We start from the raw sequence: 19,235 nt of genomic DNA on the forward strand, positions 1-19,235 counted from the left end.
TATGCGATCTAGCGGCCCTTGGGCGGGATGCGCCGCGGCGGCGCGATCGGCCGCTGCGGCAGCTTCGGCATGGGCCGGGGCTGCGGGTGGCCGGGGACGTTCTTCTTGCCCGAGGCCTGCTGACCCGAGGAACGAACACGCATGAAAGGGCTCCTTTACGTGAGGGCGACGCGGCCGTGGCCGGGTACGCGAGCTCAGCTAGCCGCGTCTGATGGGCGGATGGGCTGAGTGGCCGGGGCCGATCGGCCCGGGCGCTTCACAGGTAAAGGCGCATGTCCCCAAGGTAAGAGGCGCTACGGCGGCGCCGCAACCGATTATTTCCGGACTTTCCATGATGGAAAGAGTGTGCTTGACTTTCCATCATGGAAAGTGAATCTGCCCGCCTCGCCCTGGAAGGCGTCGCCGAGGTCCGCGCCCGCGTGGCCGACCGCCTCGTCAGCCCGTGGTGGTATCACTACGGGCTGGCCGCCGCGATCCTGCTCGCCTACGTCTCCATCAGCTTCAGATTCGCCTCGTACGGGGTCCCGTTCCTGGCCGTCGCCGCCGCCGGCCTCATGATGGCGCTGAAGCGCGTGACCGGGATCGCGCCGCGCGCCCCGCGCGCCACCCCGGCGGTCGTGACCTGGAGCCTGGCAGCGCTGGCGCTGACGGCCGGGGCGATGGCACTGGAGTGGGGCGGCGGCGTGAAGGGCGCGGTCGCGGTGGCGGGCGTGGCCGTGGCCGCGATCGCCGTGGTCGCCGGCCGCCGGTCCGACCGGGCGCTGCGCAGCGAGCTGCGGGACGGTCATGACCCAGCCGGCCTTTGACGAGACCATCCACGCGCCGATCCGGCTGCGGATCTGCGCGATGCTCGCCGCCGTGGAGTCGGCCGAGTTCTCCGTCGTCCGCGACAGCATCGGCATCAGCGACTCCGTGCTGAGCAAGCACGCCAAGGTGCTCCAGACGGCCGGCTACCTCGACCTGGCCAAGGCCCGCCGCACCACGTGGCTCTCCCTGACGGCCTCGGGCCGGGCCGCCCTGGCCGGTCACCTGGCCGAGCTGCGCCGCATCGCCGCCCTCGCGGAGCTGACCGGGCCTGAGAGCTGACTCACCCGGGCGCGGGCAGCCGTTCCGGCACCGCATTGTGCACCTGCTGGAAGATCACCGAGGTGCGGAACCCGGCGATCTCACGCCGCTTGCTGAGGCGGTCCAGCAGGAACGCGTGCAGGTGGTCGAGGTCCTGGACGGCCACGTGCAGCAGGAAGTCGTCACCGCCCGCCAGCACGAACACGCTCAGCACCTCCGGCAGCTCGCCGGCCGACCGCACGAAGGCGTCGATGACCGCCCGGCTGAGCGGCCGCACCTGGATCGACACCATGGCCTGCACCCCGCGGTTGAGCGCCACGGGGTCGATGTCGGCGTGGTAGCCCCGGATCACGCCGCGCCGGGTCAGCGCCCGTACCCGCTCCAGGCAGGTCGACGGGGCCACGCCGAGCTGACGGGCGAGCTCGCGGTTGGACTGCCGCGCATCCGTTTGGAGAAGGCGGACGATCGCCGAATCAAGTTCATCCATGCCGGCATTCTGCCGCTCAGATCGGCCATCCGTTCGGCTGGCGGGCATCAGCGCCGTCCGGATGGCTACTTTCTGGACCCATGACGGAGCAAACGGCAAGTCTGGGAGTGGGTCAGGGGACGGCGTTGCTCGTGGGGGCGGTGCTCGGGCCGGGGATGCTCGCGCTGCCGCACCTCGCGGCGGCGGCAGCGGGACCGGCGTCGGTGCTGGCGTGGGCGGCGCTGCTCGTGCTGAGCGTGCCGGTGGCGCTGACGTTCGCGGCGCTGGGCAGCCGCCATCCCGGCGGCGGGGGAGTGGCGGCGTTCACCGGGCTGGCGTTCGGCAGGCGGGCGGCGGCGGTGGCCGGCTGGTGGTTCTACGGGTCGGTCCCGCTCGGGATCGTCGCCGGTGCGCTGGTCGGCGGCCAGTACGTCGCCGCGTCGTCCGGCGTGCCCGCGCCGCTCGCCGCCGCGGTGCTGCTGTGCGGCGCGTTCCTGGTCAACGCCGCCGGGCTGCGGACCTCCGGGCGGGTGCAGGTGGTGCTCGTCGGCCTGCTCGTCGCGCTGCTGGCCGTCGCCGTGATCACCGCCGCGCCGCACGCCGAGGCCGCCGCCTTCACCCCTTTCGCCCCGTACGGCGCCGCGGGGGTGGTGAGCGCGGCCGGGGTGCTGCTGTTCGCGTTCGTCGGCTGGGAGGCGGCCAGCCATCTGTCGGCCGAGTTCGCTGCCAGAGGCGGGCTGCTCCGGGCCACGGTCGTCACGCTGGCCGTGATCAGCGTGCTCTACCTCGGCGTCTGCCTGACCACGATCGGCGTGCTCGGGCCGGCTGCGGCCACCACGCAGGCGCCGCTCGCCGCGCTGCTGGAGGCCGGCATCGGCCCGGCGGCCCGGCCGCTGACCGGCGTGCTCGCAGTCCTGCTCACCTTCGGCGCGATCAACGCCTACGTCGCCGGGGCCGCCCGCCTCGGCGTGGCCCTGGCCAGGGACGGCGCGCTGCCGGGCTGGTTCGCCGGGGGCGGCACGCCGCTGCGCAGCCTCGGGCTGCTGGCCGTGATCACCGTTCCGGTGCTGGTGTGGGTCGTGGACCTGGACCTGCTGATGCGGGCCACGTCCGCGTGCCTGGCCGCCGTCACGCTCGCCGGGGTGACGGCCGCCGTGCGGGTGCTGCCCGCCGGGAGGCACCGGGCGACCGCGCGGGCGGCGAGCGCGCTGTCGCTGGTCGCGCTCGCCGCCTGCGGCGCCTACCTGCTGGTGCCGGCCGTGCTCGCCGGGGTGGCCGTGATCGCGCTGAAGGCGGGGGAGCGGCGGCCACTGCCGCGGTGAAATCTCCCACCGGAGAGCGCAAAGCGCCCCCGCCGGGGCAGTACACACCAGCGCATGACAGGCGTAGCGTCGGCGGGAGGTGCCATGAGCGAGTACGCCAAGGCAAGGGAGCTGGGCGAGCAGGCCCGCGAGCGGGAATGGGCCCGGCCGAGCTTCGCCAAGCAGCTGTTCCTCGGAGATCTCCGGCTGGATCTGGTGCACCCGGTGCCGGCGCTGCCCGACGAGGACGCCAAGCGGGGCGAGGAGTTCGTCAGGCGGCTGCGCCGCTTCCTGGAGACGCACGTGGACCCGGCGCAGATCGAACGGACGGCGCTGGTGCCGGACGAGGTGGTCAAGGGGCTGGCCGGGCTCGGCGCGTTCGGGATCACGATCGGGGAGGACTACGGCGGGCTCGGCCTGCCGTACCTGTACTACTGCCGGGCGCTCATGCTCGTCGGGTCCTACAGCCCGGCGCTGGCCACGCTGCTGTCGGCGCACCAGTCGATCGGCGTGCCGCAGCCGCTCAAGCAGTTCGGCACCGAGGAGCAGAAGCGGGAGTTCCTGCCCAGGTGCGCGCGGGGCGAGATCTCGGCGTTCCTGCTGACCGAGCCCGACGTCGGCTCCGACCCCGCCCGCCTGTCGACCACCGCGGTCCGCGACGGCGACGACTACGTCATCGACGGCGTCAAGCTGTGGACCACCAACGGGGTGATCGCCGATCTGCTCGTCGTCATGGCCAGGACCGGCGAGAAGATCAGCGCGTTCGTCGTCGAGGGCGACTCGCCGGGCATCACGGTCAAGCGGCGCAACACGTTCATGGGCCTGCGCGGCATCGAGAACGGCGTGACCGAGTTCTCCCAGGTCAGAGTTCCGGCCCGGAACCTGATCGGGCGGGAGGGCCAGGGCCTGAAGATCGCGCTCACCACGCTCAACACCGGCCGCCTGTCGCTGCCGGCCACCTGCGCGGGCAGCGCCAAATGGGCCGTCAAGATCGCCCGGGAGTGGGGCAACGCCCGCGTCCAGTGGGGCCGCAAGATCGGCGAGCACGAGGCCGTCGCCACCAAGATCGCCTTCATCGCGGCGAGCGCCTACGCCCTGGAGGCGGTCTGCGAGCTGACCGCCAGGATGGCCGACGACCGGCGCAACGACATCAGGATCGAGGCGGCGCTGGCCAAGCTGTACGCCTCGGAGCTGTCGTACCGGGTGCTCGACGAGCTGGTCCAGCTACGCGGCGGGCGCGGCTTCGAGACGGCGGAGTCGCTGGCGGCGCGCGGCGAGCGCGGCGTGCCCGCCGAGCAGATGCTGCGCGACTCCCGCATCAACCGGATCTTCGAGGGCTCCTCGGAGATCATGCGCCTGCTCATCACCCGGGAGGCGGTCGACGCCCACCTGACGGCCGCCGGTGAGCTGATCAACCCGGAGGCGGGTCCCAAGGAACGCGCCCAGGCGCTCAGGCGGGCGAGCCGGTTCTACGCCCGCTGGCTGCCGTCGCTGGTGACCGGCGCGGGCCAGCTCCCCACGGCCTTCGCCGGCTTCGGCCCGCTCGCCGCGCACCTGCGTTTCGTGGAGCGGACCAGCAGGAAGCTGGCCCGGGCCACCTTCTACGGCATGTCGCGCTGGCAGGGCAAGCTGGAGCACAAGCAGTCGTTCCTGGGCCGGATCGTCGACATCGGGGCGGAGACGTTCGCCATGACGGCCGTGTGCGTCAAGGCCGAGGAGGACGCCCGCGACCTGGGCCGCCGGCCGTACGAGCTGGCCGACACGTTCTGCCGCCAGGCCAGACTGCGGGTGGACGCGCTGTTCGACCGGCTGTGGGACAACAGCGACGGGCACGACACGCGGCTGGCGGGCTACGTGCTCGACGGGCGCTACACGTTCCTGGAGGAGGGGGTGCTGGACCCGTCGATCGACGGGCCGTGGATCGGGACGCCCCAGGGCGGGAAGAGCGTGCGGAGAAAGATCCTCTGACGCGTGGTCTAGACCGGTTGTGCGAAACCCGTGGTCCGAGTGTTCTCAAACCGAGACCCACCGGTATAGACCGGTTGATGAACCCGGGCTTACTCTGGCGCACACGTGGCTTCCCAACCCCTGGACGGCGTCCTGAAGCTGGTACGGACCAGCATGACACCGTCCCACGAGAAGGCGGTACTGACGGTGAACATGAAACTTGTGGGCGGCGCCGCTCTCGGCCTGGCGACCATGCTGGTCCTGTCCAGCTGCGGCTCCAGCACGCCGGAGACCGGAGGCGGTGACAAGGCGGCCGGCGGTGGCCAGGTGACGCTGAAGATGGTCGCGGCCGACTACGGCGACGGCCCCGGCAAGCCCAACTCCGGCCAGACGTTCTGGGACGGCGTGGTCAAGGAGTTCGAGGCCGCCAACCCCAACATCAAGGTCGACGTCCAGGTCATCAACTGGAACGACATCGACAAGCAGGTCGCCACCATGATCCAGAACGGTCAGGTGCCCGACATCCTGCAGACCGGCGACTACTCCGGCTTCGTCGCCGACCAGCTCCTCTACAAGGTGGACGAGGTCCTCTCGCCCGAGGTCTCCGGCGACATGCTGCAGAAGTTCGCCGACTACGGCAAGGTCGACGGCACCGCGTACGGCATCCCGTTCGTGTCCTCGGCCCGCGCCCTGTTCTATAACAAGGAGCTGTTCTCCAAGGCCGGCATCGCCGAGCCGCCCAAGACCTGGGACGAGATCAAGGCCGCCGCCAAGAAGCTCAAGGACGCCGGCGTCAGCCAGCCCTTCGGCCTCCCGCTCGGCCAGGAGGAGGCCCAGGCCGAGTCGTTCCTGTGGATGCTCGGCAACGGCGGCGGCTACAAGGACGCCTCCGGCAAGTGGGCGATCAACTCCCCGCAGAACGTCGAGACCTTCACCTACCTCAAGGGCATGGTCGCCGAGGGCCTCACCACCCCCAACCCCGGCACCAAGGACCGCAAGACGGTCTGGGAGGACTTCGGCGCCGGCAAGGTCGGCATGGTCAACGGCGGACCCATGTCCATCCCGATCTTCGACGCGGCCGGTCTGAAGGACTACGGCGTCGTGCCCATCCCCGGCAAGGCGGGCCCGCTCGACACCACGCTCGGCGTCATGGACTGGATCATGGCGTTCAACAAGAACGGCCACGCCGCCGAGATCAAGAAGTTCTTCGACTTCTTCTACACCGGCAGCGCCGCGCAGAAGATCAGCGACACCTACAAGCTGCTGCCCGTCACCAACGGCGGCATCCAGAAGCTGTCCGGCGACGAGAAGCTCAAGCCGTTCCTCGACGCGCTGCCCAACGCCAGCTTCTACCCCTTCCAGGACCCCAAGTGGGCCGACCTGAACCCGGCGATCAAGCAGACCATCGGCGGAGCCGTCACCGACGACCCCGCCAAGGTCCTCGGCGAGCTGCAGAAGACCGCCGAGTCCAGCTGATCCATCAGTGGGTCCGTACGGCCGGCGTCCCCGTCCAGGACGCTGGCCGTACCGTCATGGAAGGTTCGTCATGAGAAGGTTGCGCCCCCTGGAGCCCCTCGCCTGGGTGGGGCCCGCCGTGCTGCTGATCGCGGTCGTCGTGATCTGGCCGGTGATCGAGATGGTCCGGTCGTCGTTCCTGCAGATCAGCCGGGTCGGCGTCGTCCGGGGCTACAACGGCTTCGACAACTACGACAAGCTGTTCGCCGAGAAGGACTTCGCGGACATCATGGTCCGCAGCGTGATCTGGGTCGTGGCCGTCGTCGCGCTCACCGTGCTGATCTCGCTCGCCCTCGCCCAGCTGTTCAACCAGCGCTTCCCCGGCCGCAAGGTGGCCCGGTGGGCGCTCATCGCGCCGTGGGCCGCCTCGGTCCTGATGACCGCGATCGTCTTCCGCTGGATGCTCGACCCCGAGGTCGGCGTGATCAACCAGATCCGGCTGAAGCTCGGCCTCATCGACGCGCTCGGCGGCGCCGACGCCGACCAGCTCGGCGTGGCCGCCACCGCGATGCCGTGGCTGGTGTTCGTCGCCGTGTTCGTGTCGGTGCCCTTCACCACGTACGCGCTGCTGGCCGGGCTCGCCACGATCCCGTCCGACGTGTACGAGGCGGCCAAGATGGACGGGGCCTCGCGGCTGCGTACCTACTGGTCGATCACGCTGCCCCTGCTGCGGCCGGCGCTGACCGTCGCCGCGCTGATCAACGTGATGAACGTCTTCAACAGCTTCCCGATCATCTGGGCGATGACCCACGGGCAGCCGGGCTACTCGACGGCCACCTCGACCATCTTCATGTTCATCCTCAAGAGCTCCGACATCGGCGAGTCCGCCGCGATGTCGGTGGTCAACTTCGGAATGGTGCTCGTGATCACCGCCGTCTTCCTCAAGATCTCCCGCTGGAACAGGGCGGTGGCATGATGGCCGTCAAGACCGCGCCCCCGGCGCCCCCGGCGCGCCCGCGCTCCCACGCCCGCACCGCCCCGCGCGGCGGGCACGCGATGCCCAGGCTCAAGACGACGCTGGTCGCGGCGGCCGCGTACGTGATCGCCTTCATCTTCCTGTTCCCGTACGTGGTGATGGTGCTGACCTCGCTGCGCCCGCAGGAGTCCCTGCGCGACGCGACGCTGCTGCCCACCGAGTGGGAATGGTCGAACCTGGTCACGTTCTGGAGCAGCGGCCTGGCCGGCAACCTCGTCGTCACCCTCCAGGTGGCGGCCGGATCCACGGTCCTGGTGCTGCTGGTGGCCCTGCCGGCCGCCTACTACACGGCCCGGCACAACTTCCGCGGGCGCACCATGTTCCTCATCCTGGTGCTGATCACCCAGATGTTCCAGCCCACCGCCATGCTCGTCGGCATCTACCGGGAGTTCTCCCAGTTCGGGCTGGTCGACTCGGTCTGGTCGCTGATCCTGGTCAACGGCGGCTTCAACCTGGCCTTCGCCGTGTGGATCCTCAACGCCTACTTCGCCTCGATCCCGCGCGACCTGGAGGAGGCCGCGTTCCTCGACGGCAACGGGCGCTTCGGCGCGCTGTTCAGGGTGACGCTGCCGCTGGCCATGCCCGGCGTCATCACCGCGCTGATCTTCACGTTCATCGCCGCCTGGAACGAGTTCGTGGTGGCGCTCACGCTCACCACCACGCCCGAGAAGCAGCCGCTGACCGTGGCGCTGAACTCCTTCATCGGCCAGTATCAGGTCGACTGGCAGAACCTGTTCGCCGGCTCGGTGATCGCCACGATCCCCGTCATCATCCTGTTCGCGCTCATCGAGCGGAAGGTCGTCGGCGGCCTCACGGCCGGCTCGATCAAGTGACTAGCGCGGCACCCGGGCCACGCAGAACACGGTCTGGCCGAACGGCGGGCGGATGAACCGCTCGATCAGCCGGGTGGCCGGCACCACCGTGCGGTCGTAGATCTTGACCAGCCGCGGGTCCGGGTAGCCGACGCCACCCCGGCGCACCGCCGCCCACCAGGCGATGCCGCCCAGCATGTTGATCGGCTTGAGCACGTCGATGTCGAGCCCGGCCCGCGCCACGGTCGCGCGCAGCGTCTTGGGCGTGTAGCGCTGCACGTGACCGACCTTGCGGTCGAAGTCCCCGTACAGCTGCATGTAACCCGGCACCCAGATGATGATCCGGCCGCCCGGCAGCGTCACCCGCGCCAGCGACCGCAGCGCCTCCGCGTCGTCCTCGATGTGCTCCAGCACGTTCATCAGGACGACCGTGTCGACCTTGTCCTCCATCGGCACCTCGTCCGGCAGCGCGAACTGCAGCACGTCGATGTCGTCGCGGCCCGCGAACCGCTTGCGGAGCTGCTCCACGCAGTAAGGGTCGAAGTCGCTGACCACCAGCCGGTCGAGCCGAGGCAGGAACTGCTCGGCGAAGTGGCCCAGCCCGGACCCGATCTCCAGCATCGACCGGCCCACGTGCGGCGCGACCATGTCGAACTCGTACTGCCGGTAGTTCTTCGCCTCGTCGCCGCCCAGGTGGTTCTCCAGGGCCTCGTCACCGGCAGCCGGTTGCACTACACGGTCATATCCAGAAGACATAGTCCCGTTCCTTCAAGGGGCTCGCGGAATGGCCCGAGTCTAGTGCCCTTCCGCCCGGGGCCGCCCATGCGATGAAATCTGAACTGCCCCATGGACGACGACGAGGCCATCGCCCGCTCCCTGCGCGGCGACCTGACCGCCTACGAGGCGCTGGTCGCCCGCTACAGCGCGCTCGCCCACCGCACCGCCGCCCTGCTCGGCGCCCGCGACGAGGCCGAGGACGTCGTCCAGGAGGCGTTCGTCAAGGCGTACCGGCACCTGCCGTCCTTCCGCCCCGGCTCACCGTTCCGGCCCTGGCTGCTGCGCATCGTCGCCAACGAGACGCACAACCTGACCCGGGCGCGCGGGCGTCGCTCCGAGCTGTCCGTACGGCTCGCCGCCACGGCCGACGTGGTCAGCGGCGACGACCCCGAAGGCGCCGCCGTGGCCACCGACCGGCGGGCCCGGCTCCTGGACGCCGTCCGCGCCCTGCCCGAACGGGAACGCCGGGCCGTCGTGTGCCGGTACTTCTTACAGCTGTCGGAGGCCGAGACCGCCCAGGTGCTCGGCTGGCCGATCGGCACCGTCAAGTCCAGGACCCACCGCGGCCTGGCCCGGCTCAGGAGGGAGGTGGGCGATGACCTCGGCTGAACACCCCGGCGACCTGGAGGCCGAACTGCGCGCCCTCGGCGACTCCCTCGCCATCCCGTCCCCACCCCCCGACCAGGTGGCCGCCACCGTCCGCGCCCGCCTCGCCCTCCCCGGCGAAGCACCCCCGGCGGACCCCTCCCCACGGAAAGGCGAGCCGTCCACAGCGGGCGGTCTCCCTTCCGGCAGCGTCCCGCCCGCAGAGGGGCGCGTTCCCGACGGCAGAGATTCACCGCCAGCGGCCCCCTCCCCTCAGGAGGGCCGGCTGTCCACGCCGGGGCGCTTTCCGTCCGGTGGTGGGCGCTCTGTTCGTGGGGGGCGAAGGCGGCGGCGGAGGTGGGTGGTCGTCGCGGTGGTGGCGGTCGTGGTGGCCGTGTGCGCGGCTACGCCGCAGGGCCGGGAGGCCGTGGTGGCGGTGCTGCGCCAGGCGGGGATCGAGCTGCGCCTGGGGAGCGAGCCCCCGGAGCCGGTACGGACCACGGCCATGCCGCCCGGCGAGCGCACCGTCCCTCCGGGTGACGTGCGGTCCGGCTACCCCAGGGCTCTCGGCGCCCCCGAGCGGGTGACGACGGCCGACGACGGCAGGGTGGTGTCGATGTTCTGGCCGGGCGGCATCCGCTTCGACCGCATCGACGGGACCGTGGACCCGTACTTCTTCAAGAAGCTGGCCCCGCCCTTCCCCGAGCACGTCGAGGTGAACGGCGTCACCGGCTGGTGGGTGGCGGGCGAGCACCCGCTGGGCCACCTCACGCGTGACGACGGCGAGGAGATCCCGCTGCGCCAGGCGGCGGCCACGCTGGTGTGGCAGGAGGGGGACACCGGCTACAGGCTGGAAGGCGCGGGCTCGATGGAGCGGGCGGTGGAGCTGGCCCGTTCACTCGGGTGACACGAGCCAGTCGTCGATCTCCTTGAGCAGCTCCTTGCGCGTGGACTCGGGCGCGGCGGACGACCTGATCGACTGGCGCGCCAGCTCGGCCACCTCGGCGTCGCTGAGGCCGTGCACGTCGCGGGCGAGCTCGTACTGCCGCAGCAGCCGGGCTCCGAACAGCAGCGGGTCGTCCGCCCCGAGCGCGATCGGCACCCCGGCGTCGAACAGCCGCCGCAGCGGCACGTCCGCGTCGCTCTCTGCGACGCCGAGGCCGACGTTGGAGGTGGGGCAGATCTCGCAGCAGATCTGCCGGTCGGCCAGGCGCTGCATCAGCCACGGGTCCTCGGCGGCGCGCACGCCGTGGCCGACCCGGTCGGCGCCGAGGTCGTCGACGCACTGCGCCACGCTGCGCGGCCCGAGCAGTTCGCCGCCGTGGGGGACGGCCAGCAGGTCGGCCCGTTTGGCGATGCGGAAGGCGCGTTCGAAGTCGCGGGCCTGGGCGCGTCGCTCGTCGTTGGACAGCCCGAACCCGACGACGCCCTGGCCGGCGTACTGCGTGGCGAGCCGGGCGAGGGTGTTGGCGTCGAGCGGGTGGCGGGTGCGGTTGGCGGCGACGACCACGGCGACGCCGACGCCCGCGGACCGGGCGGCCTGGCCGGCGGCGTCGAGCACCAGCTCCAGGGTGGCGGTCAGCCCGCCGAAGCGCTGCGCGTAGCCGGACGGGTCGACCTGGATCTCCAGCCACCGCGATCCGGCGGCGGCCTCGTCCTCGGCCGTCTCGCGCAGCAGCCGGTAGACGTGCTCGGTGCGGGTGAGCACCGAGCGGGCGATGTCGTACAGGCGTTGGAAGCGGAACCAGCCGCGCTCGTCGGTCGCCCGCAGTCGGGGCGGCCAGTCCTGCTCCAGCGCGTCGGGCAGGTGCAGGCCCTGCTCCCTGGCCAGCTCCAGCAGCGTGGTGTGCCGCATGGATCCGGTGAAGTGCAGGTGGAGATGGGCCTTGGGAAGGGTTTGCAGGGACCGTGCCATCGCCATATCTTGCCACCGGCCGGCGCCGGCCGGTGGCGGGTCAGCGAGCCTCGGCCAGCAGCTTGCCCAGCCTGCTGACGCCTTCGACCAGATCGTCGTCGCCGAGCGCGTAGGACAGCCGGAAGTAGCCGGGGGTGCCGAACGCCTCGCCGGGCACCACGGCGACCTCGGCCTCTTCCAGGATCAGCTCGGCCAGCTCCGCCGACGTCCGGGGCCGCCGCCCGCGCAGTTCCTTGCCGATCAGCTCCTTGACCGTCGGGTACGCGTAGAACGCCCCCTTCGGCTCAGGGCAGAACACGCCCGGGATCTCGTTCAGCATCCGGACCATCGTCCGGCGGCGCCGGTCGAACGCCTCGCGCATCCGCGCCACGGCCGACAGGTCGCCGGAGACCGCCGCCAGCGCCGCCATCTGCGACACGTTGGCGACGTTGGAGGTGGCGTGCGACTGCAGGTTGGCGGCCGCCTTGACGACGTCGGGCGGGCCGATCAGCCAGCCGACCCGCCAGCCCGTCATCGCGTACGTCTTGGCCACGCCGTTGAGGATGACCACCTGGTCGCCCAGCTCGGGGACGGCCGTGGCGATGCTGGTGAACTCGGCGCCGCCGTACGTCAGGTGCTCGTAGATCTCGTCGGTGACCACCCACAGGCCGTGCCCGGCCGCCCAGCGGCCGATCGCCTCGGTCTGCTCGCGCGAGTAGACGGCGCCCGTCGGGTTGGACGGCGAGACGAACAGCAGGACCTTCGTGCGCTCGGTCCTGGCGGCCTCCAGCTGCTCGACGCTCGCCAGGTAGCCGGTGGTCTCGTCGGTCACCACGTCGACCTGGACGCCCCCGGCGAGCTTGATCGCCTCAGGGTAGGTGGTCCAGTAGGGGGCGACCACGAGCACCTCGTCGCCCGGGTCGAGCAGCGTCGCGAACGCCTGGTAGACGGCCTGCTTGCCGCCGTTGGTCACCAGCACCCGCGAGGCGTCCGCCGCGTAGCCGGAGTCGCGGCGCGTCTTGTCGGCGATGGCCTGCTTCAGCTCGGGCAGGCCGCCGGCCGGGGTGTACTTGTGGAAGCGCGGGTCGCGGGCGGCCTCCACGGCGGCCTCGACGATGTAATCGGGCGTCGGGAAGTCGGGCTCGCCCGCGCCGAAGCCGATGACCGGGCGGCCGGCGGCCTTCATCGCCTTGGCCTTGGCGTCCACGGCGAGAGTCGCGGACTCGGAAATCGCGGAGATCCGTGCGGACACACGGGGTCTGGTGGACATGTGTCCATGCTCGCATGCCGCCCGTGACCTGGGCGATCGCTTATGGTTCGACGTGACGGAGATTCACCCGTACACTTTTCGCCAGGTCGTGCCGCCGCATGGTGGGTGCGGTTCGGTCCAGGCAGTGAGTCAATCAGGGTAGTGTGGTTGACGACATAGGGCACTGGCGCAATTGGTAGCGCACCGGTCTCCAAAACCGGCGGTTGGGGGTTCGAGTCCCTCGTGCCCTGCGAGTGCGGTCCGCGCAACGAAGGCGTGTCAGCGCGCCGCAAAACTGCGTTGGATACGACTGATTCAGGTGAGGACTGTGGCGATCGACACGCGCGGCGAGACCGCAGGCAAGCCTAGCGGTGAGAAGAAGAAGCGCACTTCTCCTGCCCTCTTCTACCGTCAGATCATCAGCGAGCTGCGTAAGGTCATCTGGCCGACACGCAAGGAGCTCGTCACCTACACGACGATCGTTCTGATATTCGTTGCGATCATGGTGGCGATCGTTTACGGGCTGGACGCCGGCCTCGGCTGGGCCGTCCTGGAAATCTTCGGCTGATCTGACTCCGCCGGTGCCCGCCTGACGCAGTCGCCGTTCGATTCAACGAAAGAGGAAGAGCCACCGTGTCCGAGTCTTCAGTGCCGGCGGACGACTCCCGCGACGAGCGGGACCGCGAGCCGGAAGAGGCCTTCGAGGCCGCTGAGGAGACCGTCGACGACGTCGCGGAGAGCGACGACGAGGCCGCCGAGGAGACCGAGGAGTCCCCCGTGGCCGCCGACGAGTCTCCCGCCGTCGACGACGAGGGTGACGCTCAGCCCGACGTCGACCCGGTCGAGGAGTTCAAGCGCGGCCTGCGCGGGCTCCCCGGCGAGTGGTACGTGATCCACTCCTATGCCGGTTACGAGAACCGGGTGAAGTCCAACATCGAGAGCCGCAACGTGTCGCTCAACATGGAGGACTACATCTACCAGGTCGAGGTGCCGACGCACACCGTCCAGGAGTTCAAGAGCGGCAAGAAGGTCCCGGTCAAGGAGCGCGTGCTGCCGGGCTACGTGCTGGTGCGCATGGAGCTGACCGACGAGTCGTGGGCCGCGGTGCGCAACACCCCCGGCGTCACCGGCTTCGTCGGCCTGTCCAACAAGCCCAGTCCGCTCAGCCTCGACGAGGTCGCCAAGCTGCTCGCCCCGGAGCCCACCGAGGAGAGCAAGAAGGCCACGACCAAGACCGCCACCGGCCCCACGGTCGAGTTCGAGATCGGAGAGTCGGTCACGGTCATGGACGGCCCGTTCGCCACGCTGCCCGCCTCGGTGAGCGAGATCAGCCCCGAGTCGCAGAAGCTCAAGGTGCTCGTGTCGATCTTCGGCCGGGAGACCCCGGTGGAGCTCTCGTTCAACCAGGTCTCGAAGATCTAGGACGATCACCTACACTTAGACGTTCGGTCGGCCGCCTGTCGCGAGGGCGGCCTCCGACATGTCCGGGCGCATCCGCGTCCGGACGGCATCGCAATCAGGACCCGGAGAAGGACACATGCCTCCGAAGAAGAAGATCGCGGCGCTGGTCAAGGTTCAGCTTCCCGCTGGCCAGGCCACGCCCGCCCCGCCGGTCGGTACCGCCCTCGGTCCGCACGGCGTCAACATCATGGACTTCGTCAAGCAGTACAACGCTGCCACGGAGGCCCAGCGGGGCAACATCATCCCCGTCGAGATCACCATCTTCGAAGACCGCAGCTTCACCTTCGTCACCAAGACGCCGCCGGCGCCCGAGCTGATCAAGAAGGCTCTGGGCCTCGACAAGGGCAGCGCGGTCCCGCACAAGGACAAGGTCGGCAAGCTCAGCCGCGACCAGCTGCGCAGCATCGCCGAGACGAAGATGCCCGACCTCAACGCCAACGACATCGAGGCGGCCGAGAAGATCATCGCCGGCACCGCCCGGTCGATGGGCATCACTGTCGCCGACTGACCCTTTCCCTGACCGTGGGAGGGCCGCACGCCGGCCCGCAGACCACAAGGAGACCGAGATGAAGCGCAGCAAGGCGCACAAGGACGCGGCGGCCAAGGTCGACCGCGACAAGCTCTACAGCCCCGCCGAGGCCGCCAAGCTGGCCAAGGAGACGTCCACCACCAAGTTCGACGCGACCGTCGAGGTCGCGCTGCGGCTGGGCGTCGACCCTCGCAAGGCCGACCAGATCGTGCGCGGCACGGTCAACCTTCCGCACGGCACCGGTAAGACCGCCCGGGTCCTGGTCTTCGCGACCGGTGACCGTGCCGAGGCGGCCCGCGAGGCGGGCGCCGACATCATCGGCGCCGACGAGCTGATCGACGAGATCGCCAAGGGCAACCGGCTCAACGAGTTCGACGCCGTGGTCGCCACGCCGGACCTCATGGGCAAGGTCGGCCGCCTGGGCCGCGTCCTGGGCCCGCGTGGTCTCATGCCCAACCCGAAGACCGGCACGGTGACCCCCGACGTCGCCAAGGCCGTGACGGAGATCAAGGGCGGCAAGATCGAGTTCCGCACCGACCGGCAGGCCAACCTGCACTTCGTCATCGGCAAGACGTCGTTCGGCGAGCTTCAGCTCATCGAGAACTACGCCGCCGCCCTCGACGAGGTGCTGCGTCTCAAGCCGTCGGCCGCCAAGGGCCGTTACGTCAAGAAGGTCACCTTCTCGACGACGATGGGCCCGGGCGTCCCGGTCGACCCCAACGCCACCCGCGGCCTCACCGCGGAGCTGGAGGCCTGAGCCTCCTCCGCGTAGAAGAGCGCGCTCTCCCTCCGGGGCGGGCGCGCTTTTCGCATGTACGGGCCCAGCGCGTACGGTCAGGGCGTACGGGTCAGCGCGTACGGGTCAGGGACGCCCCTGGGTTTTCCCGGAGATGTCGCGGGAAGACGCCACGGGCAGACTCCCGACACGTAGGGTCGAATCATGCTGAAGCGCAGGTTTTCTCTCGCCACCGCCGCGGCCGGTGCCGCTCTCGTCGCGGCCGCCGTGGCCGGTTGCGGAACGAACGCGCAGCCCCTCCACGTCAATCTGGCCGCCTCCGAGGTGCTGGCGCAAGCCGCCCAGCGGACGGCGGACGTCAGTTCCTACACGGTCGACGCCGTCGTCAACGTCTCGCATCCCGACCAGGGCGCCGGCAAGGTGCAGGGCCGCATGCTCTACCAGAGCAAGCCGGAGCTGGCCGTGGACCTCACGCTCGACAGCGCGGACGTCGGCGGCAAGGGCCTGCCGGGCGGCGCGCGGGCGGTGCTGCAGGGCGACACGGTGTACGTGAAGGTCGAGGCGCTCAACAAGATGCTCGGCGCGACCAAGCCGTGGATCAAGGTGCCGCTGGCCGAGATGGGCGAGCAGGGCCAGGTCGACCAGCTGCTGGGCCAGATCCAGCAGTTCGACCTCGCCAACGTGACGAAGATGGTCACCGCCTCCCAGAACGTCAAGTCCGTCGGCACCGAGAGCGTCGGCGGCGAGGACACCACCCACTACAGCGGCACGTTCCCGGTGGACGCCGCCGTGCAGCAGCTGCCCGCCGAGGAGCAGGAGCAGGCCAGGAAGGGCCTCGCCGAGCTCAAGGACGTGAAGTTCGACATCTGGGTGGCGGCCGACGAGCTGCCCCGCAAGCTCACGATGAGCGGCTCCAAGGACGGCGGCACGATGGACGCCGCACTGATGTTCAAGGGCTTCAACGAGCCCGTCGACATCCAGGCGCCCCCGGCCGACCAGGTGGGTGAGCTGCCCAAGGGCACGACCAACTAGAGAGCGATTTGGAAACTCGGCGACCAGGCCGTACTCTGGTCGTTGCCGAAGACCGCCGGTCGTCGTCAGGCCTCAAATGCCTGGCGACCGAAGGATCCACGACTTCGTGGACGGCCCGCGCAGGTGTGAATGCGAGTTTCCCCGCATGGAGTGATCCATGTGCGTGAGCCCCGTGTGCGCCCTGCGCCCGGGGCTGTTCTCATTTCTGACTCCCTTCGCCGGCGGCACATCTGGAAGGAGGCCCATGGCGAGGGCGGATAAGGCGACAGCGGTTGCCGAGCTCAAGAGCGAGTTCGAAGGCAGCGCTGCCGCCGTTCTGACCGAGTACCGCGGTCTCACCGTTGCCCAGCTCAAGGAGCTGCGCACCTCTCTCGGTGAGAATGCGAAGTTCGCCGTGGCGAAGAACACCCTGACCAAGATCGCGGCCAACGAGGCCGGTCTCGCTGGCCTCGACAGCCTGCTCGCCGGTCCGACCGCGATCGCCTTCGTCAACGGCGACGTTGTCGAGGCGGCCAAGGGTCTGCGTGACTTCGCCAAGGCCAATCCCCTTCTGGTGATCAAGGGCGGCGTCCTCGACGGCAAGACGCTGGACGCCACCGAGATCACCAAGCTCGCCGACCTGGAGTCCCGCGAGGTTCTCCTCGCGAAGCTGGCCGGTGCCCTGAAGGCGAAGCAGAGCGCTGCTGCCGCGATGTTCGCCGCGCTGCCGACCAACATGGCCCAGCTGGCCGACGCCCTTCGCGCCAAGCGCGAAGAGGCGGGCGAGTAACACGGGGATTGCCGCAACACCCGCGGTCCCGTTCCTAAATTTCGCAAGTCGTAAACGGAGGAAACATCATGGCGAAGCTCAGCACCGACGAGCTGCTCGACGCGTTCAAGGAGATGACCCTTCTTGAGCTCTCCGAGTTCGTGAAGCAGTTCGAGGAGGTCTTCGACGTCAAGGCCGCCGCCCCCGTCGCGGTTGCCGCCGCCCCCGCCGCCGGTGGCGGTGGCGAGGCCGCCGCCGTCGAGGAGCAGGACGAGTTCGACGTCATCCTCGAGGCCGCCGGCGACAAGAAGATCCAGGTCATCAAGGAGATCCGCGCCCTCACGTCCCTCGGCCTGAAGGAGGCCAAGGACCTGGTGGACGGCGCTCCCAAGCCGGTCTTCGACGGCAAGGTCAACAAGGAGCAGGCGGAGAAGGCCAAGGCTGCCCTCGAGGGCGCCGGCGCCACGGTCACCGTCAAGTAGTTCGTTTCGCCTAAGGGGCGGCCACACCCTGGTGCCGGGTGTGCCGCCCCTTTCGCATGCCTCCAGAAGGGCCTGTATGGCCGTCTGAGAGACCCGGGGGAAGGCGCCGGGTTATGATCCGGCGACCGGTCCGGAAGGGGGCAGAACGTGGCTGCGATGTCCGCCCGCCTCCTCAACTGGCTGCTCGCCGCCGCGGTGGCGCTGCTGGGCGCCGCCGCCACCTGGCTCGTCATCCAGGACCGCGACGCGCAGGCCGCCTGGGACGACCGGCAGGCGGTGCTGCTGGCCGCCCGCACCCACGCGGTCAACCTGCTCTCGCTCGACTACCGCACCATCGACGCGGACGTGGCCCGCATCCTGGCCACCTCGACGGGCGCCGCGCGGGCCGAGTACGAGGCCGGGGCGGGCAAGCTCAAGGACACCACGAAGTCGGGCAAGGTCGTCCAGGAGGGCGTCGTGCGGGCCACGGGGCTGGTGTCGATCGGCCCGCGCACGGCCAAGGCGCTCGTGGTCGCCGACGTGCAGATCCGCTGGGACGGCTCCCGCAACGCGCCGCAGGAGCGCTTCTACCGGTGGGAGATGGACCTGGCCAGGACCGGCGGCGTGTGGCTGGTGTCGAAGGCGGTGCAGGTGTGAGACGGATCGCGACCGTGCTGCTGGCGGTGCTGACGCTCGCGCTCGGCGTCGCGTGCGCGATGCTGCTGCTCGACTACAAGGCGCTGTACGACAGCGAGAGGTCGGGGACCGAGGCGATGGCCGCCGCCCGGGCCGTCGCGCCTGATCTGCTCTCCTACGACTATCGCACGGTGGAGCAGGACCTGGCGCGGGCCGGCCGGCACACGACCGGCGCGCTGACCCGATACTACCGGGAGCTGTCGGGCACGCTGGTGGCCAAGGCGAAGGCCCAGAAGACGGTGCAGACCGCCTCGGTCGTGGCCGCCGCGGTCGAACGGGCCGAACCCGGGCGCGTCGAGGTTCTTCTGTTCGTGAACACGGGTACGGTCAAGGCGATCACCGGGAAGGCCGAGCCGCAGCAACAGGTCAGCCAGAACCGCGCCAGGTTCGTCATGGTGTGGCAAGATTCCCGCTGGCTGGTGGCCGACCTGTCGACGCTGATCGGCAGCGCCTGAGGGCTCGGGCGTGGCGCGACCTTCAATTGTTATCAAAATTCAGGTTTGGCGAAGCCTTGGGGATGGGTATCCCCGTCACTGCTACACCGGTTGTCGGCATGGGTTCGACCCCCGGTGTGACGGAGCGTTAACCGCCCCCGTTCGCGGGTATCGTCTTGGGCCTGGCGGTAGGCGACCGATCACACAGGGGAGAAAACCCAGCGTCCGGGCCCTAAGTCGGCTAAAAGTCGGCCTAACGGGCTTGACGTTTACGCTCGGACGGGCGATGCTGCGACCAACGTGGAGCATGCAGCGAGAGCGAAGTGGACAGGCGTGTGCCGTTCGGCTACACTGCCCCTTTGCGCTGCCCTTTGACGACCCGCTCCGCTGCTCACGTTGCGAGGTTGTCTGGCGTGCGTGTAGTCAGTCCGCCGCGAGCCCTCGGAAGGACATCTGTTGGCAGCCTCGCGCAACGCCTCCGCCGTACCCGCCGGTCCCCGTCGCGTCTCTTTTTCGCGCATCCAGGAGCCCCTCGAAGTTCCTGACCTTCT

At 70.0% G+C, this 19,235-nt stretch carries 23 protein-coding genes and 1 tRNA gene; 19 read left to right on the forward strand and 5 right to left on the reverse strand.

Annotated elements, in window-relative coordinates; all coding sequences use genetic code 11:
* Positions 1-8: 8 nt before the first annotated feature.
* Positions 9-143: a hypothetical protein gene (locus ACWDXC_RS42395; protein ID WP_281427171.1), complete on the reverse strand. Its 135-nt coding sequence runs from the start codon at positions 141-143 to the stop codon at positions 9-11.
* Between the two features lie 219 nt (positions 144-362).
* Here ACWDXC_RS42395 and ACWDXC_RS42400 point away from each other — a divergent pair, with 219 nt between their 5' ends.
* Together ACWDXC_RS42400 and ACWDXC_RS42405 are read left to right on the forward strand one after the other, a co-directional pair.
* Positions 363-806 carry a hypothetical protein gene (locus ACWDXC_RS42400; protein WP_449992285.1) on the forward strand — a complete coding sequence of 148 codons (444 nt, stop codon included), beginning with the start codon at positions 363-365 and terminating at the stop codon, positions 804-806.
* A complete protein-coding gene (locus ACWDXC_RS42405) occupies positions 787-1,086 on the forward strand; it encodes a transcriptional regulator (protein WP_449992288.1) in 300 nt (99 codons plus the stop codon). The genes ACWDXC_RS42400 and ACWDXC_RS42405 overlap by 20 nt, the downstream gene beginning before the upstream one ends.
* A gap of 1 nt (position 1,087) precedes the next feature.
* Here the strand turns inward: ACWDXC_RS42405 and ACWDXC_RS42410 are convergent, their stop codons facing one another.
* Positions 1,088-1,552 (reverse strand): Lrp/AsnC family transcriptional regulator, encoded by a 465-nt coding sequence (locus ACWDXC_RS42410; RefSeq protein WP_219508779.1) that lies wholly within the window; start codon positions 1,550-1,552, stop codon positions 1,088-1,090.
* A gap of 80 nt (positions 1,553-1,632) precedes the next feature.
* Here ACWDXC_RS42410 and ACWDXC_RS42415 point away from each other — a divergent pair, with 80 nt between their 5' ends.
* The 5 genes from ACWDXC_RS42415 (at position 1,633) to ACWDXC_RS42435 (ending at position 8,103) form a co-directional block, all read left to right on the forward strand.
* The gene (locus ACWDXC_RS42415) at positions 1,633-2,853 is read left to right on the forward strand and encodes an APC family permease (protein ID WP_449992292.1); all 1,221 of its coding nucleotides are present in this window, start codon (positions 1,633-1,635) and stop codon (positions 2,851-2,853) included.
* Positions 2,854-2,937: 84 nt separating this feature from the next.
* Entirely contained in the window at positions 2,938-4,800 is a 1,863-nt protein-coding gene (locus ACWDXC_RS42420; protein WP_449992295.1) for an acyl-CoA dehydrogenase family protein, read from the forward strand.
* 105 nt (positions 4,801-4,905) lie between these two features.
* Entirely contained in the window at positions 4,906-6,255 is a 1,350-nt protein-coding gene (locus tag ACWDXC_RS42425; protein WP_308125936.1) for an extracellular solute-binding protein, read from the forward strand.
* Positions 6,256-6,325: 70 nt separating this feature from the next.
* Complete coding sequence (locus ACWDXC_RS42430; RefSeq protein WP_449992300.1) at positions 6,326-7,210, forward strand: carbohydrate ABC transporter permease; 885 nt, start codon at positions 6,326-6,328, stop codon at positions 7,208-7,210.
* Positions 7,207-8,103, forward strand: coding sequence for a carbohydrate ABC transporter permease (locus ACWDXC_RS42435; protein ID WP_449992303.1), 897 nt, complete (start codon positions 7,207-7,209; stop codon positions 8,101-8,103). Before ACWDXC_RS42430 ends, ACWDXC_RS42435 begins: the two co-directional genes overlap by 4 nt.
* Here ACWDXC_RS42435 and ACWDXC_RS42440 read toward each other — a convergent pair whose 3' ends face one another.
* Positions 8,104-8,814: a class I SAM-dependent methyltransferase gene (locus ACWDXC_RS42440; RefSeq protein ID WP_308125935.1), complete on the reverse strand. Its 711-nt coding sequence runs from the start codon at positions 8,812-8,814 to the stop codon at positions 8,104-8,106. It lies immediately after the preceding gene.
* A gap of 114 nt (positions 8,815-8,928) precedes the next feature.
* Here ACWDXC_RS42440 and ACWDXC_RS42445 point away from each other — a divergent pair, with 114 nt between their 5' ends.
* Together ACWDXC_RS42445 and ACWDXC_RS42450 are read left to right on the forward strand one after the other, a co-directional pair.
* Positions 8,929-9,468, forward strand: coding sequence for an RNA polymerase sigma factor (locus tag ACWDXC_RS42445; protein WP_357593906.1), 540 nt, complete (start codon positions 8,929-8,931; stop codon positions 9,466-9,468).
* A 337-nt stretch (positions 9,469-9,805) separates the two neighbouring features.
* Positions 9,806-10,351 carry a hypothetical protein gene (locus ACWDXC_RS42450; RefSeq protein WP_449992308.1) on the forward strand — a complete coding sequence of 182 codons (546 nt, stop codon included), beginning with the start codon at positions 9,806-9,808 and terminating at the stop codon, positions 10,349-10,351.
* Here ACWDXC_RS42450 and ACWDXC_RS42455 read toward each other — a convergent pair.
* Together ACWDXC_RS42455 and ACWDXC_RS42460 are read right to left on the reverse strand one after the other, a co-directional pair.
* The gene (locus tag ACWDXC_RS42455) at positions 10,340-11,359 is read right to left on the reverse strand and encodes an adenosine deaminase (protein ID WP_449992311.1); all 1,020 of its coding nucleotides are present in this window, start codon (positions 11,357-11,359) and stop codon (positions 10,340-10,342) included. The genes ACWDXC_RS42450 and ACWDXC_RS42455 overlap by 12 nt on opposite strands.
* 40 nt (positions 11,360-11,399) lie before the next feature.
* Positions 11,400-12,608, reverse strand: coding sequence for a pyridoxal phosphate-dependent aminotransferase (locus tag ACWDXC_RS42460; RefSeq protein ID WP_449992314.1), 1,209 nt, complete (start codon positions 12,606-12,608; stop codon positions 11,400-11,402).
* A gap of 157 nt (positions 12,609-12,765) precedes the next feature.
* Between ACWDXC_RS42460 and ACWDXC_RS42465 the strand changes: the two genes are divergently transcribed.
* The 10 genes from ACWDXC_RS42465 (at position 12,766) to ACWDXC_RS42510 (ending at position 18,705) form a co-directional block, all read left to right on the forward strand.
* Positions 12,766-12,838: transfer RNA gene (locus tag ACWDXC_RS42465), tRNA-Trp, on the forward strand.
* Positions 12,839-12,915: 77 nt separating this feature from the next.
* Positions 12,916-13,155 carry a preprotein translocase subunit SecE gene (gene secE, locus ACWDXC_RS42470; RefSeq protein WP_219508767.1) on the forward strand — a complete coding sequence of 80 codons (240 nt, stop codon included), beginning with the start codon at positions 12,916-12,918 and terminating at the stop codon, positions 13,153-13,155.
* Between the two features lie 65 nt (positions 13,156-13,220).
* Entirely contained in the window at positions 13,221-14,009 is a 789-nt protein-coding gene (gene nusG / locus ACWDXC_RS42475; RefSeq protein ID WP_219508766.1) for a transcription termination/antitermination protein NusG, read from the forward strand.
* 115 nt (positions 14,010-14,124) lie between these two features.
* Entirely contained in the window at positions 14,125-14,556 is a 432-nt protein-coding gene (gene rplK, locus ACWDXC_RS42480; protein ID WP_219508764.1) for a 50S ribosomal protein L11, read from the forward strand.
* A gap of 58 nt (positions 14,557-14,614) precedes the next feature.
* A complete protein-coding gene (gene rplA / locus ACWDXC_RS42485) occupies positions 14,615-15,334 on the forward strand; it encodes a 50S ribosomal protein L1 (RefSeq protein WP_449992320.1) in 720 nt (239 codons plus the stop codon).
* A gap of 183 nt (positions 15,335-15,517) precedes the next feature.
* Complete coding sequence (locus ACWDXC_RS42490; protein ID WP_449992323.1) at positions 15,518-16,345, forward strand: LppX_LprAFG lipoprotein; 828 nt, start codon at positions 15,518-15,520, stop codon at positions 16,343-16,345.
* A 244-nt stretch (positions 16,346-16,589) separates the two neighbouring features.
* Positions 16,590-17,114: a 50S ribosomal protein L10 gene (gene rplJ, locus ACWDXC_RS42495; RefSeq protein WP_138689471.1), complete on the forward strand. Its 525-nt coding sequence runs from the start codon at positions 16,590-16,592 to the stop codon at positions 17,112-17,114.
* 68 nt (positions 17,115-17,182) lie between these two features.
* Complete coding sequence (gene rplL / locus ACWDXC_RS42500) at positions 17,183-17,575, forward strand: 50S ribosomal protein L7/L12 (RefSeq protein ID WP_219508761.1); 393 nt, start codon at positions 17,183-17,185, stop codon at positions 17,573-17,575.
* A gap of 156 nt (positions 17,576-17,731) precedes the next feature.
* Positions 17,732-18,211, forward strand: coding sequence for a hypothetical protein (locus ACWDXC_RS42505; protein WP_449992328.1), 480 nt, complete (start codon positions 17,732-17,734; stop codon positions 18,209-18,211).
* Positions 18,208-18,705, forward strand: coding sequence for a hypothetical protein (locus ACWDXC_RS42510; RefSeq protein WP_449992326.1), 498 nt, complete (start codon positions 18,208-18,210; stop codon positions 18,703-18,705). Before ACWDXC_RS42505 ends, ACWDXC_RS42510 begins: the two co-directional genes overlap by 4 nt.
* Positions 18,706-19,235 lie beyond the last annotated feature (530 nt).

The sequence above is a fragment of the Nonomuraea sp. NPDC003214 genome (assembly GCF_053590035.1).

What these genes read in the sequence shown, in the direction of transcription:
- ACWDXC_RS42395 (WP_281427171.1), bottom strand. Translation starts at nt 143, where the DNA reads ATGCGTGTTCGTTCCTCGGGTCAGCAGGCCTCGGGCAAGAAGAACGTC.
- ACWDXC_RS42400 (WP_449992285.1), top strand. Translation starts at nt 363, where the DNA reads ATGGAAAGTGAATCTGCCCGCCTCGCCCTGGAAGGCGTCGCCGAGGTC.
- ACWDXC_RS42405 (WP_449992288.1), top strand. Translation starts at nt 787, where the DNA reads ATGACCCAGCCGGCCTTTGACGAGACCATCCACGCGCCGATCCGGCTG.
- ACWDXC_RS42410 (WP_219508779.1), bottom strand. Translation starts at nt 1,552, where the DNA reads ATGGATGAACTTGATTCGGCGATCGTCCGCCTTCTCCAAACGGATGCG.
- ACWDXC_RS42415 (WP_449992292.1), top strand. Translation starts at nt 1,633, where the DNA reads ATGACGGAGCAAACGGCAAGTCTGGGAGTGGGTCAGGGGACGGCGTTG.
- ACWDXC_RS42420 (WP_449992295.1), top strand. Translation starts at nt 2,938, where the DNA reads ATGAGCGAGTACGCCAAGGCAAGGGAGCTGGGCGAGCAGGCCCGCGAG.
- ACWDXC_RS42430 (WP_449992300.1), top strand. Translation starts at nt 6,326, where the DNA reads ATGAGAAGGTTGCGCCCCCTGGAGCCCCTCGCCTGGGTGGGGCCCGCC.
- ACWDXC_RS42435 (WP_449992303.1), top strand. Translation starts at nt 7,207, where the DNA reads ATGATGGCCGTCAAGACCGCGCCCCCGGCGCCCCCGGCGCGCCCGCGC.
- ACWDXC_RS42445 (WP_357593906.1), top strand. Translation starts at nt 8,929, where the DNA reads ATGGACGACGACGAGGCCATCGCCCGCTCCCTGCGCGGCGACCTGACC.
- ACWDXC_RS42455 (WP_449992311.1), bottom strand. Translation starts at nt 11,359, where the DNA reads ATGGCACGGTCCCTGCAAACCCTTCCCAAGGCCCATCTCCACCTGCAC.
- ACWDXC_RS42460 (WP_449992314.1), bottom strand. Translation starts at nt 12,608, where the DNA reads ATGTCCACCAGACCCCGTGTGTCCGCACGGATCTCCGCGATTTCCGAG.
- rplK (WP_219508764.1), top strand. Translation starts at nt 14,125, where the DNA reads ATGCCTCCGAAGAAGAAGATCGCGGCGCTGGTCAAGGTTCAGCTTCCC.
- rplA (WP_449992320.1), top strand. Translation starts at nt 14,615, where the DNA reads ATGAAGCGCAGCAAGGCGCACAAGGACGCGGCGGCCAAGGTCGACCGC.
- ACWDXC_RS42490 (WP_449992323.1), top strand. Translation starts at nt 15,518, where the DNA reads ATGCTGAAGCGCAGGTTTTCTCTCGCCACCGCCGCGGCCGGTGCCGCT.
- rplJ (WP_138689471.1), top strand. Translation starts at nt 16,590, where the DNA reads ATGGCGAGGGCGGATAAGGCGACAGCGGTTGCCGAGCTCAAGAGCGAG.
- rplL (WP_219508761.1), top strand. Translation starts at nt 17,183, where the DNA reads ATGGCGAAGCTCAGCACCGACGAGCTGCTCGACGCGTTCAAGGAGATG.
- ACWDXC_RS42505 (WP_449992328.1), top strand. Translation starts at nt 17,732, where the DNA reads ATGTCCGCCCGCCTCCTCAACTGGCTGCTCGCCGCCGCGGTGGCGCTG.